This is a genomic window from Bauldia litoralis, from assembly GCF_900104485.1.
Lineage (GTDB): Bacteria > Pseudomonadota > Alphaproteobacteria > Rhizobiales > Kaistiaceae > Bauldia > Bauldia litoralis.
The window spans coordinates 1-17,047 of sequence record NZ_FMXQ01000014.1 but is presented as its reverse complement, the minus strand read 5'-3'; the positions used below and the strand labels follow the sequence as shown (position 1 = coordinate 17,047).

Sequence of the window (17,047 nt, the reverse complement as noted above, 5' to 3'; positions counted from 1 at the left end):
AGAGAGCGTCGCCCAAAAATGGTAGAACGTCTAACGAAATTACTTCATACGCCATGAATGAAATCGATTTAGGTCGCGTGGATCTCAACCTCCTGGTCATTTTCGAGACGCTCATGGATACCCGTAGCGTTACCGTGACCGCCGAGAAAATGGGCCGCACCCAATCGGCGATAAGTCACTCGCTCGCTCGTCTGCGGGATCAACTCGATGACCCGTTATTGGTCAGAGTCGGTGGCAATATGCGGCCGAGTCCATTCGCCGAGACGATCATCGAGGATGTTCGGCCGATCCTGCGGAGCATTCGACGCGTCATCTCTCCAAAAAGTATGTTCGATCCGGCGACGAGCGACCGTGTTTTCCGGATCGCTATCCCGACACTCACCAAGGTGATCGCCGAAGTTTCGACCAGGGTCGAAGCGGCAGCTCCGAATGTGCAAATCGAGTGGCTACCGGCACACCATGATGTTTACGCAGCACTAAGCGAGGGATTGATCGACCTGGCTCATCTCGGTGGGGAGCTGAGGCTCCCCGACGGGCTTGCGGCCGAAGTAATAGAGCCGTTCACCTGGGTGACCTTCGCCCGCAAGGGTCACCCTGCCTGCGAGAATTGGGGGTTGGAGGCTTGGGGTCGCTATCCGCACCTGATGGTCAACGTGACGCGATCCATGCGGAACCCCTTTCCGCAGACGAGCGAGAGTGACGTCGGTTCCAGACGCGTGACGTCGATGATTGGCGATTCCGCTGGTGTGGCATCAATATTGGCGAACTCGGATTTCCTGGCAACGTTTCCCGCGATTCTCCTCGCCTGGGACATGGAGGCGCACGGGCTTCAGGCCCTCAAGCCCCCGGTGAAGCTCGACCCTGCCTTGGTACGATTTTTCTGGAGCTTGCGTCTGGCGAACGATGCCGGTGGCATCTGGATCAGATCGATCGTCATCGAGACCTATCGTCGATTGCAGGCAGAGGCCGAAGCCAAGCTTTCATTCGCAGCCGCATAGGCGTTCGTTCACTGCACGGACCAAGCCATGTTGACCGATAGCCACCACATGCATTGGCCAGGTCGAGATCGGAGTGCGGTATCCAGCAAACTCCAGACCTCGTTGGAGTTGCGACCGACGGCGGTTGAGCGCAGCAATCAGATTTTCGCTGCGATCTCGGCAATGGGCCGGTAAGAAAAGCGGATGGGCAGGGAGAACGATGCTGACGTCCGCATTTCGGGTATCGGGACAGTCATGAACCTCGCGATGGCGGGCGATTACTGCGCCGGAGCCTGTCGCGTTGCTCACTCCGAATGAGTATTGAGCGGCGGTCTTTCGGTCGGTTTTGCACAAATGAGATTTGACAGACGCGATCATTGGCGATTGGATCGTCATCCTGACGAACTAATTGGACCGATGAAATGCGATCGTCCAAAACCGAGCCGGTCCTAAGGCAGCTCTCACTGGGCTCGGTTATGGACGCCATCATCAATCACGGGCCCATTTCCCGGGCCCAGATCGCCAAAATCACAAGCATCAGCAAGCAAACTGCCTCCGAAGTCGTCCGTGCGCTGGAGGCGGGCGGCTGGGTTCAGGTCCACGGACAGACCAGTGGCTCCGTCGGGCGCACCGCGGTCACCTATGAGATCCGCCCGGACGCCGCCTATGTCACGGGCGTCGATCTCGGCGGCACGCAACTGCGGATGGCGATCGCGAATCTTGCCTGCCGCATCGTCGCGGAAACATCGGTGGCAACCGACGTGCGCGGCGGCATGGCGGTGGTCCGGCAGATCGCGACGCTCTCGGAAAAACTGGGCAATGAGGCCGGGATCGCGCGCGATCGCGTTCGTCTCCTGGTCGTAGGCACGCCGGGTGTCCTCAATGCGGCGACCGGATCGATCCCCTTGGCCCCCAATATCCCGGACTTCGACCGGATCGACGTCGTCAGTGCGCTGCGCGATGCCTTTGGCGTCGATGTGATTATCGAGAATGACGTCAATGTCGGGGCTCTCGGCGAGCGCTGGCTCGGCCGGGCCAAGGGCATCGAGACCTTTGCCTATATCGCTCTCGGCACCGGCCTGGGCATGGGCATCGTCTCGGACGGCAAAATCATCCGTGGCGCGCACGGGGCAGCCGGCGAAATCGCCAACCTGCCGATTGGCGGCGATCCTTTCGATCCGACCAACCGCCTGCATGGCACCCTCGAGGCTGCCGTCGGGTCGGCGGGCATCCTGCGGCGCTATGCCGAAGCCGGCGGCGACTCCGCCATCACGGTCCGCGAATTGTTCGACCGCATCGACACCGACGCAACCGCCCGCCGGGTCGTCGACGAGTCGGCCCGTCTGCTGGCGCTGGCGGTGGTCGCGGTGGTCGCCACCATCGATCCCGAGGTGATTGTACTCGGCGGCAGCATCGGCGCTCGGGATGAAATGGTCCGTGCGGTTCAGGACGTTGTCCGGACGCTCGGCACCACCTCCGTCCCGGTGGTCGCCAGCGCTCTTGGCAATCGTGCCGGTCTGAGCGGCGCCATCGCGATCGGCATCAACAATATCCAGAACGCGCTGTTCGCACCGTCATTTCCGCCGCCGATACTTTCCCTCCCCGCCATTGAGCAGCTCAGCCGGCTGGAGCCGACGTCATGACCGCGACCCCGACCTTCCCTGTCGATCGCGACCGCGCTGTCGCCCTGCTCCGCCGCGCCATCGGATGCGCCAGCGTTACCGGCGCCGAGGCCGGCTTCGCCGCCATGCTGGCCGACGCGCTGCGGGAGAGCGGCGTCGGCGCGGTGACCACCAGCGACTTTCTGCCCGGTCGCCCGAATGTGCGCGGCATAAGAAAGGGAACCGGCGGCGGCCGACGGCTCCTCCTCGTCGGCCATACCGATGTCGTCCATGTGCGCGGCTGGCGGGAGCGCTGGTCGGGGACCGAGCGCGAGGACCCGTTCGGCGCGGCGATCGTCGATGGGGAAATCTGGGGACGCGGCGCCGCCGATCTCAAGGCCGGCATCTGCACGGCGATCGAGGCGCTGCGGGTGCTCGACGATGCCGGAATCGTGCTTGCGGGCGATGTCGAATTTGCCTTCATCGGCGACGAGGAGAGCGGCGAGCCGGGAACCGGGGTGAGCGCCGGAATGAAGGCACTGGCGCCGCTGATTGAGGCGGGCGACTTTCCCCGGCCGGACTTCGCCGTCTATGTCGAGCCGACCACCCTCGACGTCTATGCGGCGCAGATCGGCTTCTTCATCGCCGAGATCGCGGTGACCGGGCGCACCTCCTATTTCGGCGTGCCTGAACTCGGCGCTGATGCCCTCAAGGCAAGCCACGCGATCCTTTCGGCGCTCTGGGACCATTCGGCCGATCTCGAATCGCGCGGCGACCATCCGCTCGTTGGCAAGTCCTTCCTGCTGGTGACGGCGATCGAGGGTGGCGGTCTGGTCGCCGTGCCGGAGCGGTGCCGTCTCAGCCTCATCCGCAAGCTGCGGCCGGGAGAAGACCTCACGACCGCTCGCGACGAGATCGAGGCGGTGGTCCGCGGCGCGATCGAAGATCCCGATATCCACGTCGCCTTCGCCTATCCTGCCGGGCGCGACCACGCGATCGGCGGCACCGCCATGGAGACCGATCCGGCCTCGGAAGGCGTCACGATGCTTGCCGACGCGATCCGCGCGGTTCGGCCCGACCGGGGCAGGATCGCCGGGGCGCCCTACTGGTCCGAGGCGCCCTTTCTTGATGCCCTCGGCATCCCGGCGGTCTACTTCGCGCCGGGGGATATTCGCATCTGCCACAGTCTCGAGGAGCGTGTGTCGATCGAGGAATATCTCGATGGCATCGCTGCCCTTGCCGCCTTTGCCGCCCGCTACTGCGGGGTGGCGAACCAGGGGGAAGTCCCCAACGAAGAGAGGGAAGAATCGCAATGAAACCGCGGGTTCAACTGAAACTCACAGCGATCGCCGCCGCGATCGCCGCTCTGTCGACAGGCGCGATCGCCCAGACCATGGGCCCGGGCGGCGAAAGCCCGACGCTGGCCAGCGAAGTGACGCTGACCGACGCTGAAGTCCAGCAGATCAAGGGCATGGACGCCACCGCCGCGCTGCTCTGGCACACCTCCTCGGACTTCGTGAACGCCGTGACGGCCGGCGCAGAGGACGAGTTCAAGCGGCTCGGCATCGAGGTCGTCGCGACAACGGACGCCGGCTTCGACTCGGCCAAGCAGATGAGCGACATCGAAACGGTGATGGCCAAGAGCCCGAGCATCATCCTCGCCCTGCCGCTCGATCCGACCACGTCCGCGCAGGCCTTCAAGTCGGCGGTCGATGCCGGGGTGAAGATCGTCCTGCTGTCGAACGTCCCGTCCGGCTACGTCCAGGGCAAGGACTATGTTGGCATCGTCACCGACGACCTCTTCCAGATGGGCAAGCAGGCCGCCGACGCGCTGGCCGAGTCGATCGGCGGAAAGGGCAAGGTCGCCTGGATCTTCCATGACGCGCAATACTACGTCACCAACCAGCGCGACAACGCCTTCAAGCAGACCATCGAGAGCGACTATCCCGACATCGAGATCGTTGCCGAGGCGGGCATTGCCGATCCGGCCCGGGCGGAAGAAATCGCCAACGCCCTGATCACCAAGAACCCCGATCTCGACGGCATCTACGTCACCTGGGCGGAGCCCGCCGAGGGCGTGCTGGCGGCGCTTCGGGCGGCCGGCAACACCACGACCAAGATCGTCGCGCTCGACCTGTCCGAGCCGCTGGCCCTCGACATGGTCAACGACGGCAACGTCGTCGCGCTGACCGCCGACAAGGCCTACGAACTCGGCCGCACCATGGCGACGGTCGGTGCCTATGGCTTGATCGACAAGCCGGCCCCGGCCTTCTCGGTCGCTCCGGCGATCACGGTCACCAAGGAGAATGTCGCTGACGGCTGGAAGCAGTCTCTCAACCGCGAGCCGCCGCAGAGCGTCATCGACGCGATGAAGTAGTCGCGACCGGATGCGGGCGCGCCGCCCGCATCCGGATCGTCCTGTCCTGATACGAGTGAAAAGGATCATCATATGCGGCACGATCACGGGCCCGACATCGTCGTCGTCCATCCCGCTCAGCATCGCGACCGGCAAAGCCGGCCGCTGGCAATCCCAACCGGAGGCTGACGATGGCGGCGAAGCTGGCAGCCTTCAAAGCGGTCGATCCGAGCCGGTACATTGTCTATGTCGGGTTCATCCTGATCCTGATCGGGTTCTCGATCGTGCTGAGAGATGACGGCTTCCTCACCACGCGCAACCTTCTCAACATCGTTCAGCAGACGGCGCCAATCACCGTGATGGCGGTTGGCATGGTCTTCGTGCTGACTGCTGGCGAGATCGACCTGTCGATCGGCCCGATCGTCGCTGTATCGGCGCTGATCTCGGCGATCGTGCTGCGCGAAAATTTCTGGTTTCTCGGCGCGTTCGCCGGTCTTCTCGCCGGCGCCGCCATCGGGGCGATGAACGGGCTCCTCGTCGCGTATATGCGATTGCCCTCCTTCCTGGTCACTCTTGCGACGATGGGCTTTCTTGCGGGCGTTGCGCGATGGCTGACCGATCTCAAGTCGGTGCCGATCACCAACGACACCTTCAATGGCATCTTCGGCGCCGGCACTCTGTTCGGCGTTCCCTCGCTGGTGATGTGGACAATCGGGATCGTTTTTCTCGGCCATTTCTTCTACCGCGACTCGCGCTACGGCGCGCACGTCCACGCCATCGGCGACAGTCCGCTGAGCGCCCGCGCCGTCGGCATCAAGGTCGACCGAGTGCGGTTCTCGGTGATGGTGCTTTCCGGCGCCTGCGCCGGCCTCGCCGGCCTCCTCTATTCCGGGCGTCTGCATGGCGCGCGCTACACGCTGGGCGAGACCGACCTCCTGACCGTCATCGCCGCGGTGATCGTCGGCGGCACCCGGCTGAATGGCGGGGTGGGCACCGTCGTCGGCGCCCTGATCGGATCGCTTCTCATGGGGCTTCTCAACAATGGCCTGATCCTGATGGGGCTGAGCGTGTCCGAACAACTCATGGTGCGCGGCGTCATCCTGCTCGCCGCCATCGCGCTCACCCTTCGCGAAACGCGCACCTGATCCCAAGGAGACCCGAAGATGTTTCTGGATGTCCTCCGCCGCCGCAATCCCCGCCTGATCGAAGCGACCATCGCCCTCCATCAGGCGGGAAAGATCCCGGCCAACACCTATGTCATCGACCTCGACTCGGTAGAAGCCAACGCTCGTACCGTCGCGACCGAGGCCAATCGTCTCGGCCTCAAGGCTTTTGCGATGACCAAGCAGATGGGACGCAACGCCGATTTCTGTGGCGCAATCATACGCGGCGGCATCGGCGCCTCGGTCAATGTCGACATGGAATGCGCGCGGGCGACGCGGCGCGCCGGCATGGCGATCGGCCATCTCGGTCATCTGGTCCAGATTCCGCGAGCGGAGGCCGACGCAGCCGCCTCATTCGCACCGGCTTACTGGACCGTCTTCAACGATGAGAAGGCGAGTGAGGCCGCGCGGGCGACCGCGCCGCTCGGACGGGTCCAGTCGATGCTTGCCCGGATCCAGACGCCGGGCGACACATTCTATCGCGGCCACGAGGGCGGCTTTGACGCGGCCGAGGTAACCGCCGTCGCCGACCGCATCGATGCGATGGAGGGCGGCCGTTTCGCCGGGATCACGACCTTTCCGGCGCTGCTCTTCGAACAGGCGTCGCGAAAGGTCGTACCGACCGGGAATCTCGCCACCCTGCATGCCGCGGCAGAGGCGCTGGCCAGGGCCGGCCGGTCGGATATCGAGATTAACGCGCCGGGGACCAATTCGTCGACGGTGCTGAAGGCCGTGGCCGATGCCGGCGCCACGCAGATCGAGCCCGGACACGGCTTGACCGGCACAACGCCGCTGCATGCCGTCGAAGATCTGCCCGAGTTGCCGGCAGTGGTCTATGTCAGTGAGATCTCCCACTACCACGGGAGCGACGCCTTCTGCTTTGGCGGCGGGCTCTATATCGACCCGGTGTTTCCCGACTACGAGGTCAAGGCGATCGTGTCGCGCGAACCGACGGCCGCCGAGTCGGCGCTACGCACAGTGGAAATCCCGCCGCCCGCGGCAATCGACTATTACGGGATGATCGACGCCTCGTCGGGAAGACGCCCGGCGGTTGGCGACAGCGTCGTCTTTGGATTCCGGCCGCAGGCCTTCGTCACCCGCGCCTATACCTGCGGCGTGTCGGATGTGGCGAGCGGATCGCCGAAGGCCGGTACGATCCACGACGCCTTCGGCCGCCCGGCCGACTGGCCGCTTTGAGGGACAGTGCCATGCAAGCCGCCCCCGTTCCCCAGGCGACCACCGGAGCACCGGTTCTCGGGCTCCAGAACATCCGCAAGGAGTTCGGCGGCGTGGTTGCGATCGAGGATTTCTCGCTCGACGTTCATGCCGGTGAAGTCGTGGCGCTGGTCGGCGACAACGGCGCCGGGAAATCGACGCTGATCAAGATCATCTGCGGCGTCTACCCGCCGACTGCCGGGCGCATCCTGATCGATGGCTCGGAGACGCGATTTTCCGATCCGGCCGATTCGCAGGCGCGCGGCATCCAGGTGGTGTTCCAGGACCTCGCGCTTGCCGAGCGGCAGCCGGTCTATATGAACCTGTTCCTTGGCCGGGAGGCGGTGACCGGGCCATTCCGGCGGCTCGACCGGCGGCGGATGATCCGCGAGAGCGAAGAGTTGGTCCGCGGCATGGACGTACGGATTCCCTCGGCCAAGTCGACGATCCGCGACCTTTCCGGCGGCCAGCGTCAGGGCGTCGCTATCGCCCGCGCCACCCATTGGGCCTCCAAGCTGGTGCTGATGGACGAGCCGACCGCGGCGCTTGGCGTCGCCGAGACCCAGAAGGTCGAGAAGATCATCGGCGGTCTGCGCGAGCGCAATCTCGCGGTCCTGATCATCAGCCACAGCCTCGATCAGGTGTTTCGCCTCTCGGATCGAATCTGCGTCCTGCGCCGGGGCGTTCAGATCGGCATCCGGCGCACCCACGAGACGACCAATAACGAGATTGTCTCGATGATCACCGGTCTCACCTGAATTTCATTCCTGCCTGATGCGCCGAATGAATGCCGGCAACCACGCGATGCAGCAAGAAGGATGACGATGGGGGCCTCGCCTTGCGCGGCCCCCATCGTCCTGTCGCTTATTGCTTGGTGGTCGTTTCCAGCATGAAACGGCCCATCGGGTTCTGGAAGAAGTCGCCGACGTTGCTGCGGGAGGCGTTGCGGAACGGGCTGTAGTAAAGTCCCAGCCAGTTGACGTCTTCCTGGGCGATGCGCTGCAGGTCGTAATACATCGCCTTGCGCTTCTCTTCGTCCGTCTCGACCCGGGCCGCCGCGATCAGCGCGTTGACCTCGGGATTGTTGTAGCGGGTGTAATAGGACAGGACGTCCTCGTCCGACCCGTCGAGAACGAAGCCGGTCTTCTGGTCCGGATCGATGACGTCATTGGTCCAGTAATTGGGGCTCAGGTCGTAATCGCCCTCGACGATCGTGTCCCAGACCTGCCCGGTTTCCTGCTTGGTGATGTTGACCGTGATGCCGGCCTCGGCGAGCTGGCTCTGGAGAAGAACGGCGACCTGCTCGTAGTTGGCGTCGCCGGCCTGAACGACGAACTCGATCGTCAGGTCCTCGACACCGGCTTCCGCGAGCAAGGCCTTGGCTTCCTCGAGGTTGTGCTCGTAGCTCGGATTGTCGGCGTTGTAGAACATGCCGCCGGCCGGGATGTACGAGTTTGCGGGCGTGCCATAACCGAAGGTGACCGCCTCGATGATCGAATCGAGGTCGATTGCCTTGGCAAGCGCCTTGCGCACGCGCACGTCATCGAAGGGCTCGTGGCTGTGGTTGATCAGGACATGGTCCATCCGGCTCGACGGGTCGAGATGGACGTTGATGTCCGGATCAGAATCCAGCTCGGCGATCCGGTTGAAGGGAACGAAGATCATGGCGTCGACTTCGCCGGCCTGGAGCTGCAGGACACGCGTATTGTCGTTCGGTACGTAGATCCATTCGACACCCGCGAGCTTGGGCAGGTCGGCTTCCCAGTAGTGCTCGTTTTCCTCAAGGATGATGCGATCGCCGCGGCGCCAGTCGACGAGGCGGAACGCGCCGGCGCCGATCGGCTTCTGCGAGAAGGCATCATAGTCGCCGGTCACCGCCGCCTCGGGCAGGATCGCGGCCGCGAACAGCGCGAGGAATGACAGGAAGGGGGTGGTGGCTTCCGACAACTCGATCACCACCGTGCGGTCGTCAGGCACCTGAATGTCGGTGATGACGCCGAACATGGAGCCGAAGACGGACTCCTCGCCGTCGCGCAGCCTCTCGAGGCTGAACTTGACATCGCTGGCTTTCAGCGGGCTGCCGTCGCTGAAGGTCAGGCCCTCGCGCAGCGAAAAGGTATAGGTCTTTCCATCGTCGGAAATCCGCCAGCTCTCCGCCAGGTCGGGCTCGATGCCCGTCGCTTCCCGGGTGTTGCGCACCAGCTGGGCATTGATGTTGTTCATGACCCAGACATCGGCGTTCTGGCTGACCAGGATCGGGTCCATGAAGACACTGTCCTGATCGCGGCCGATCTTGAGGACCCCCTCGCCGGCCATCGCCGGTCCGAGCGCGAGGAAGCCTGCCAGGGCGAGGCCTCCGATAACTGATTTCATTTTCATAGCGCTGAGTGCTCCATTCAAATTGGTGAAACGCGCGCTCAATCCGACCAAGTCCTCCCCAGTCCCCGACAGGATGAACCGAAAAAGAGTAGCTCAGGGGGAGGTGAATGCAACCGACTCAACGGGCCCTCGCGACGCGCGGAATGGCGGCCAGCAGCTTGCGCGTGTAGTCTTGGCGCGGGTTATCAAATATCTCCTCGGCGGACCCGGTTTCAACCAGACGTCCATGCTGCATCACGGCGATCCGCTGGCAGAGATGGCGCACGACAGTGAGATCGTGCGAGATGAAGAGCATCGTCAGTCCGCGCGACTCGCGCAAGCGCATGAGAAGATTGATGATCTGGGCCTGAATCGTCACATCCAGGGCAGAGGTCGGTTCATCGGCAATGAGGAATTCGGGCTCGACCGAGAGTGCGCGGGCGATGCCGACGCGCTGGCACTGGCCGCCGGAGAGCTGGTGCGGCTTGCGGTTGAGCAGGTCGTGTTCGAGGCCGACTTCGGTCATCAGGCCGAGGACCCGGTCCTTGACGTCCGCCGGCGGACAGAGGCGATGGACGGAGAGCGGTTCGGCCAGAGTCTCGCCGACGGTCATCTTCGGATTGAGCGAGGAAACGGGATCCTGGAAGATCATCTGGATCTGCCGGTGCCACGGACCCCGTTGACGCTCCCCCGGCTTGCCGAGCGACTTCCCGTCGAGTTGGATCTCCCCTGACTTCGGCGTGACCAATCCGACGACCGAACGCGCCAGCGTACTCTTGCCCGATCCGCTTTCGCCGACGAGGCCGAGGGCTTCGCCGCGGGTCAGGTTGAGGCTGACGCCGTCGACGGCGGCCAGATCGCGCACCGGCTTCCGCGTCAGGATTTCGCCAAGGCTGCGCTTTCGGGAGAAGGCGACCGCGAGCCGATCGATCGCGAGATATGTCGCATCTCCCTGTGGCGCGGGCCGCGTTTCATTCCGCGATTTTGTCTCGCCATCAAGATCGAAATAACTGCCAGGCGCCGTCAAGCCGGGCTGCGAGTGCAGGAGCCTGATCGTGTAAGGATGCTGTGGCCGTGCAATGACGTCATCGACCGCACCGGCCTCGACGATCCGGCCCCGCTCCATCACCACCATGCGCTGGCAGAAGTCAGCCACCAGTCCCAGGTCATGGCTGATGAAGATGATCGACAGGCCCCGCTGCCGCCCGAGGGTGCGCAAGAGTTCGATGATCTGCGCCTGGACGGTGACGTCAAGGGCCGTGGTCGGCTCGTCGGCAATGAGAATTGACGGATTGCAGGAAAGGGCGCCGGCGATCATGGCCCGCTGCCGCATCCCACCCGACAATTCGTGCGGAAAGGCGTCGACCTGACGCTCCGGATCGCGGAACCCGACTTCGTCGAGCAACTCGATGGTCCGCGCGCGCGCCGCGCGCGACCGAAGTCCGAGGTGCAACATGAGCCCCGCGGCGATCTGCTGCCCGATCCGCATGACCGGATCAAGATGGGTCGTGGGGTTCTGGAAGATCATGCCGATCTTGCCACCACGGATGTCCTCGAGCGCGCTCTCCGACATGGCAATCACGTCACGACCCTCGAAGTCCACGCATCCGCCGGCGATGCGGCTGACGCGATCCGGCAGGAGGCGGATCAGCGCGCGGCTGGTCACCGTCTTGCCCGAACCGCTCTCGCCAACGATTCCGAGAACCTCGCCCTTGTTAAGCGTGAACGAGACATCCTCGACCACGCTTCGCCAGCCATCGCCGCTGTCGAACTGGACCGTCAGGTCCCGAACCGAAAGGATGGGTTCGCCGGTCACTCCTTTGTCCCCAGGACATGGGCGAGGCCGTCTGCCGCCATCGAAAGGCCCAGCGCCAGGAGGACGATCGCCAGACCCGGGAAGAGGCAGACCCACCACGCGGTCGAGAGGAACTGCTGGCCTTCGGCGATCATCACGCCCCACTCGGCGGCCGGCGGCTGCGCGCCGAGCCCGAGGTAGCTGAGCGATGCGCCAAGCAGGATGACCAGCACCATGTCTGTCATGGCGAAGACGACAGAGGTCGAGATGACATTGGGCAACAGGTGGCGCAGCATGATTCGGCCGTTGCCGTAGCCGAGGACGCGGGCGGCGCCAACGAAGTCGCTGTTCTTGAGGATCAGCACCTGGGACCGGGTGAGGCGGGCGTAGGACACCCAGCCAACCAGCGCCAGTGCGATGTAGAGGCTGATCAGGCCGGGTCCGAGGATCGAGATGATCGCAATCACCAGGACGAAGAAGGGAAAGGCGATCGTCACCTCGAGGATTCGCATCAGCACGGTGTCGATCAGGCCGCCAAAGTAGCCCGCCACCAACCCGATGATGTTGCCGATGAGGAAGGGGAAGAGCACGCCGAACAAGCCGATCTGCAGGTCTATTCGCGCGCCAAAGATGATCCGGGAAAGTATGTCGCGGCCGTAGTTGTCGGTACCGAGCAGGTGATCGAGGCTGGGTGGCTGAAGCGCGGAGGGGACGTCCTGGGCAATCGGCGAATAGGGCGCGACAAGATCGGCGAAGAGCGCCAGGAGCACCCACATCGCGATGATGGCGCCGCCGACCAGCAGCGAGGCCGGCAATCCGATAACACCGCTTCGACCGCTGTCTCCGGGGGCGGTGGCGCTCATGGATCGATCCGCGGATCGAGCGCGACGTTGACGACGTCGACGATGAAATTCGTCAGGATGATGCCGAGCGCGAAGACCAGGGTGACGCCTTGCACCAGCAGGTAGTCGCGCGAGAAGATCGAACTCACCATCAACTGGCCCATGCCGGGAATCGAGAACACCGTTTCGACCACGACGGTGCCGCCGATCAGCCACGAGAAGGCGACGCCAAGCAGATTGACGGTCGGGACCAGGGAGTTTGGCAGGACGTGGCGATAGAAGAGCGCCCGCTCGCTCATGCCTCGGGCGCGCGCCGTTTGCACATAGCCCGCCTCCATCTGGTCTATGAGCGTCGCACGGAGGTTGCGTGTCAGCACCGGCGCAAGGGCCACGGCAATTGTCAGCGCGGGCAGGAAGAGGTGGTGGAGGTGGCCCCAGAAACCGTCGCCATAGCCCGAAACCGGGAACCAGCCGAGGCCGACCGAGAACACCATGATCAGGACGATGCCGAGCCAGAAGGCCGGCAGCCCGAGCCCGGCGGTGCAGAACATGCGCACGAGATGATCCGGCAGGCGGCGCTGGTTGCGCGCCGCCACGATCGCCAGCGCCAGTGCCAGCGCGACGGTCAGCAGCAGGGCATAGCTGAGCAGGAACAGGGTCGGCACGAGACGTTCGGCGATCACGTCCAACACCGGGACACGGTAGATGATCGACCGACCCATCTCGCCGTGCAGCAGGTTATAGATAAAGTAGAAATACTGGACGACCAGCGGCTCATCGAGGCCATACTGCTCCCGTACAGCGGCGATGATGCTGGGCTTGGCGCGGGGCCCCAGCAACACCCGGACCGGATCGCCCGGGATCGACCGGACGAGCACGAAAGTGATGATGCTGACGCCGATCAGCACCGGGATGGTCTGCAATGGTCGGTAGAGTACGAACTTGAACCGTCCCATGCCGGAGCCTCGCCTAGCCGCGGTGCGCGTCGAGAAAGCCCAGGAGCGTCTCGAAGTAGGCGTCCGGTTCTTCGTAGAACGGCATGTGCGAGCTGTTCTTGAACACCTTGATTGTCGAATTTGGCAGGGCGTGGTGCATGCGCATCGAACATGCTGGCGTCAGTTCGTCGTGCATGCCGCAGATGATCAGCGTCGGTTCGTCGATCCGGTGCATCTCGGCGAGCCGCGACCAGTCCTTGTAGTTGCCTGTGAAGGTGAATTCGTTCGGCCCCTGCATCGTGCCGTAAACATCCATGTTCCAATCGTCGAGCGAACGCCTCAGCGGGGCGGGCCAGTTGTCCAGCCGGCAGACGTGTCGATAGTTGAGGATCTCCACCGCCGCCTTGTAGGCGGGATGGTCGAGCGTGCCTTCTGCCTCGTGCCTCTGCATCATCTCGACGGTCTCGGGACCGAGGGCGGCGCGCAACCGATCGAGTTCGCTGACGAGATGCGGAATGTCTCCGGCGCCGTCAGCCAGCACCAGTGACCGGATCCGGCCCGGAAAGGTCAGCGCAAAATCAGCGGCGAGGAAGGTGCCCCATGAATGGCCAAGCATGTGAACCTTGGGGAGGTCCAGGGCGCGCATCACCTGATTCAGTTCCTGCACGTAACGCGGAACATTCCATAAGGAGAGATCAGCAGGTTTGTCCGACTGGCCGCAACCCAGCTGATCGCATGCCACGACCCGATAGCCGCGGTCGGCGAGCCAGGCATGCGGCTCGCGCAAGTAGTCGCATGGCAGGCCCGGGCCGCCGTTCAGGCAGAGCAGCACCTCGTCGCCGCGGCCGAACTGATAAACCTTTACCTTGAAGCCGTTGTCGATCTCGACGGTGATCGTTTCATCCGGCGCACGCTCGTCCCACATCGTCGCTATTCGTCGCTCCCTCTTGGATTGGTGTAACCGCTGGTGCGGCTCAGGCGTTGGCCGACAGGAAGCGCCGCAACTCCGGAAAATACGCTTCAGGCTCTTCGTAGAACGGCATGTGCGAGCTGTTCTTGAACACCTTGATCGTCGAGTTTGGCAGAGCGTGGCGCATGCGCATGGCGCAGGCCGGTCCCAGCTCATCATGCATGCCGACAGTGATGAATGTCGGACAGGTGATGCGATGCATCTGGTCGATGCGCTGCCAGTCCTTGAGATTCCCGACGTAGAGGAACTCGTTCGGTCCCTGCATGGCGCCATAGACGTCCATGTTCCAGTCATCGAGGGACCGGTTCAGAGACGCCGGCCAATGGTCCAGCCGACAGACATGTCGGTAATTCAGCAAGGTGACGGCAGCCTGGTATTCGGGGTGATCGAGCGTGCCCTCGGCCTCGTGCCGCTGCATCATCGCTACGGTTTCCGGTCCGAGGGCGGCCCGCAACCGATCGAGTTCTGAGATCAGGTGAGGCATGTCCCCGCAGGTATCCTCGAGGATCAGGGACTGAAGGCTGTCCGGGTAAGTCAGTGCGTACTCGATTCCCAGCCAGCCACCCCAGGAATGCCCGAGTAGGGTCACCTTGCCGAGGTTCAGCGACCGGCGAACGGTCTCGACCTCCTCGACGTAACGGCCGATCTTCCAGAGGCTTCCGTCTTTGGGCTTGTCGGAGCGGCCACAGCCAAGTTGGTCGAAGGCAATGACTCGATAGCCCTCATCAGCGAGCGGCGCATGCGGCTCCCGCAGGTAGTCGCACGGCAGGCCGGGGCCACCATTGAGGCAGAGCAGGACCTTGTCGCCGGTTCCAAACTCGTCGACGAAGACCTTGTATCCGCCGTCGATCTCGACCTCATGGGTCTTGTCCGGAACGCGTCGTCCATCCTGCATTCGATACCTCCGCCAACACCGGCAATCCCGCCGACTAGAATTCGAAACAATGACGTTGTCCAGTGATGCGCGGCATTTATTGGGAGCAGGTTTTGTCCCCGCGCAGGTCGCCTGACGTTGGCCCAACAAGCTCTCCTTTCGGATCGACTGTCAACGGCGCGGAGAACTGGGCCAGGCAGCAGAGCGGCAGCAGGCCATTTGACCGGGCAATGCCGCATGACGCTCGCAAAAGATGCACGCGCTCAGAGCGTGAAAATCAACCGCTATCGAGAACAGCCCGGATTTTTGACGATAGTTGCTCGAAGGTCGCGGGCTTGGGCAGAAGATGCACGCGCGGGTCGAGCATTCCGTTGTGAACAATTGCGTTGCGGGTGTAACCGGTCGTGAACAGCACCTTAAGCTCGGGATGCGCTTGCTTCGCCCGGTCTGCCAACTGGCGACCGTCCATGTCCGGCATGACCACATCGGTGAAAAGCAACCTGATTTCCGGATGGTCGTCGAGCACGTGCAAGGCCTCTGCCCCGTTTCTCGCTTCAAGCACGCCATAGTTGAGCTCACGCAACATCTGAACGACCAGCCTCAGGACCTGCTCATCATCCTCAACAACCAGAATGACTTCGCTGCTGCTCCCTGAAGCAGCCATGTCATCGACGGCAATTCGCGCAGGCTTGGAGGCTCCATACAGTCTTGGAAGGTAGATCTTGACGGTCGTACCGTGATTCAGCTCGGAGTAGATTTTCAGGTGCCCTCCGGATTGCTTGACGAACCCGAAAACCTGGCTCAGGCCCAACCCGGTGCCCTTTCCCACGCCTTTCGTGGTGAAGAACGGCTCAAACGCTTTGGCCATAACATCGGGCGTCATGCCGCTGCCGCTATCCGTGACAGCGACCATGACGTATTGCCCGGCCCTGATTTCATGCTCGACGGCGTACACGTCGTCGAGGTGGCAATTCGCGGTCTCAATGGTGAGGCTTCCGCCCCCGGGCATCGCGTCACGGGCGTTGACCGCCAGATTGATCACCGCATTCTCGAGCTGGTTGGCATCCACATGGGCCTTCCACAGGCCGCCGGCGAGAACCGTTTCCAGATGGATCGTCTCGCCCAGCGTCCGGCGAAGAATCTCGGACATTTCCGAGACCATCTGGTTGGCATCCAGTGCCTGCGGAGAAAGCGGCTGGCGTCGTGAGAATGCCAGAAGACGCTGGGTTAGCTTAACGGCCCGATTGGCGCCGTCCCTTGCCGCGGCAACATATTTGCCCACGTCGGAATCGCCTTTCGCCAGACGCCTCTCAAGCAGGCTCAGCCCGGAAAGGACAACAGACATCAGATTGTTGAAGTCGTGCGCTATGCCTCCGGTCAGTTGACCGACCGCTTCCATCTTCTGCGCCTGACGAAGCGCCTCTTCCGCCCGGAGCCGTTCGTCGACGGCCTGCGCGACCCGCGCTTCCAGACTCAGGTTCAAATCGCGCAATTCCGCCGTCGCCTGTTCGGCGGCGCGGCGTGCGTTCAGAAGCTCTCGCTCGTATCGTCTACGATCGGAAGCGTCGAAGATGGTGATGCGGATAAACTGTAGCCCGCCCGTATTGTCACGGCGCTCAATCGCGTTCACGAGCGAGGGCATCACGGAGCAATCCTTACGGACGATGTCGAGCGCCACCTCGTTGAAAAAGCCCTGCATCCTCAAGAGCGGTGCAAAGTGGGTTTCGTAGTAGATCTTGCCGCCGATATTCAGAAGGTCCTGAAATTTAAGACCTATCAGGTGCTCTCGATCATGCCCCACCCATCCGGCGAAGGTCAGGTTCGCCTTGATAATGCGACCGTCGGGCTGGGCCGAGAGATAACCACACGGCGCGTTCTCGAACAGATCTTCAAGATCCTCCAGTTGCGTTTCGCCCTGGTTGGGCTTGGTCATTGTTGATCCGCTACCTTCAGGAAGGCCT

The 17,047-nt window shown here is 63.2% G+C and carries 14 protein-coding genes; 7 read left to right on the top strand and 7 right to left on the bottom strand.

Annotated features, from left to right (window positions below; genetic code table 11):
* Window positions 1-53: 53 nt before the first annotated feature.
* The 7 genes from BLT60_RS23010 (at window position 54) to BLT60_RS22980 (ending at window position 8,070) form a co-directional block, all read left to right on the top strand.
* Window positions 54-998 carry a LysR family transcriptional regulator gene (locus BLT60_RS23010; RefSeq protein ID WP_090880989.1) on the top strand — a complete coding sequence of 315 codons (945 nt, stop codon included), beginning with the start codon at window positions 54-56 and terminating at the stop codon, window positions 996-998.
* 401 nt (window positions 999-1,399) lie between these two features.
* On the top strand, window positions 1,400-2,620 hold the full coding sequence (locus tag BLT60_RS23005) for an ROK family transcriptional regulator (RefSeq protein WP_090880987.1): 1,221 nt from the start codon (window positions 1,400-1,402) through the stop codon (window positions 2,618-2,620).
* The gene (locus BLT60_RS23000) at window positions 2,617-3,894 is read left to right on the top strand and encodes a M20 family metallopeptidase (protein ID WP_090880984.1); all 1,278 of its coding nucleotides are present in this window, start codon (window positions 2,617-2,619) and stop codon (window positions 3,892-3,894) included. The genes BLT60_RS23005 and BLT60_RS23000 overlap by 4 nt, the downstream gene beginning before the upstream one ends.
* Window positions 3,891-4,955 (top strand): substrate-binding domain-containing protein, encoded by a 1,065-nt coding sequence (locus tag BLT60_RS22995; protein WP_090880981.1) that lies wholly within the window; start codon window positions 3,891-3,893, stop codon window positions 4,953-4,955. The genes BLT60_RS23000 and BLT60_RS22995 overlap by 4 nt, the downstream gene beginning before the upstream one ends.
* A 170-nt stretch (window positions 4,956-5,125) precedes the next feature.
* Complete coding sequence (locus BLT60_RS22990; RefSeq protein WP_090880978.1) at window positions 5,126-6,079, top strand: ABC transporter permease; 954 nt, start codon at window positions 5,126-5,128, stop codon at window positions 6,077-6,079.
* A gap of 18 nt (window positions 6,080-6,097) precedes the next feature.
* Window positions 6,098-7,294: an alanine racemase gene (locus tag BLT60_RS22985; protein ID WP_090880975.1), complete on the top strand. Its 1,197-nt coding sequence runs from the start codon at window positions 6,098-6,100 to the stop codon at window positions 7,292-7,294.
* Window positions 7,295-7,305: 11 nt separating this feature from the next.
* Window positions 7,306-8,070, top strand: coding sequence for an ATP-binding cassette domain-containing protein (locus tag BLT60_RS22980; RefSeq protein WP_090880972.1), 765 nt, complete (start codon window positions 7,306-7,308; stop codon window positions 8,068-8,070).
* Between the two features lie 106 nt (window positions 8,071-8,176).
* On the opposite strand, the gene BLT60_RS22975 is transcribed toward BLT60_RS22980, so the two are convergent.
* The 7 genes from BLT60_RS22975 to BLT60_RS22945 form a co-directional block, all read right to left on the bottom strand.
* Window positions 8,177-9,685 (bottom strand): ABC transporter substrate-binding protein, encoded by a 1,509-nt coding sequence (locus tag BLT60_RS22975; protein WP_244521409.1) that lies wholly within the window; start codon window positions 9,683-9,685, stop codon window positions 8,177-8,179.
* A gap of 124 nt (window positions 9,686-9,809) precedes the next feature.
* On the bottom strand, window positions 9,810-11,486 hold the full coding sequence (locus BLT60_RS22970) for an ABC transporter ATP-binding protein (protein WP_244521408.1): 1,677 nt from the start codon (window positions 11,484-11,486) through the stop codon (window positions 9,810-9,812).
* Entirely contained in the window at window positions 11,483-12,328 is an 846-nt protein-coding gene (locus tag BLT60_RS22965; RefSeq protein ID WP_090880966.1) for an ABC transporter permease, read from the bottom strand. The genes BLT60_RS22970 and BLT60_RS22965 overlap by 4 nt, the downstream gene beginning before the upstream one ends.
* On the bottom strand, window positions 12,325-13,263 hold the full coding sequence (locus BLT60_RS22960; protein ID WP_090880963.1) for an ABC transporter permease: 939 nt from the start codon (window positions 13,261-13,263) through the stop codon (window positions 12,325-12,327). The genes BLT60_RS22965 and BLT60_RS22960 overlap by 4 nt, the downstream gene beginning before the upstream one ends.
* 13 nt (window positions 13,264-13,276) lie before the next feature.
* The gene (locus BLT60_RS22955; protein ID WP_090880960.1) at window positions 13,277-14,167 is read right to left on the bottom strand and encodes a proline iminopeptidase-family hydrolase; all 891 of its coding nucleotides are present in this window, start codon (window positions 14,165-14,167) and stop codon (window positions 13,277-13,279) included.
* Between the two features lie 49 nt (window positions 14,168-14,216).
* Complete coding sequence (locus BLT60_RS22950; RefSeq protein WP_090880958.1) at window positions 14,217-15,107, bottom strand: proline iminopeptidase-family hydrolase; 891 nt, start codon at window positions 15,105-15,107, stop codon at window positions 14,217-14,219.
* Window positions 15,108-15,363: 256 nt separating this feature from the next.
* Window positions 15,364-17,047 (bottom strand): ATP-binding protein (locus BLT60_RS22945; RefSeq protein WP_342028636.1); only part of this gene is annotated, 1,684 nt, incomplete at its 5' end.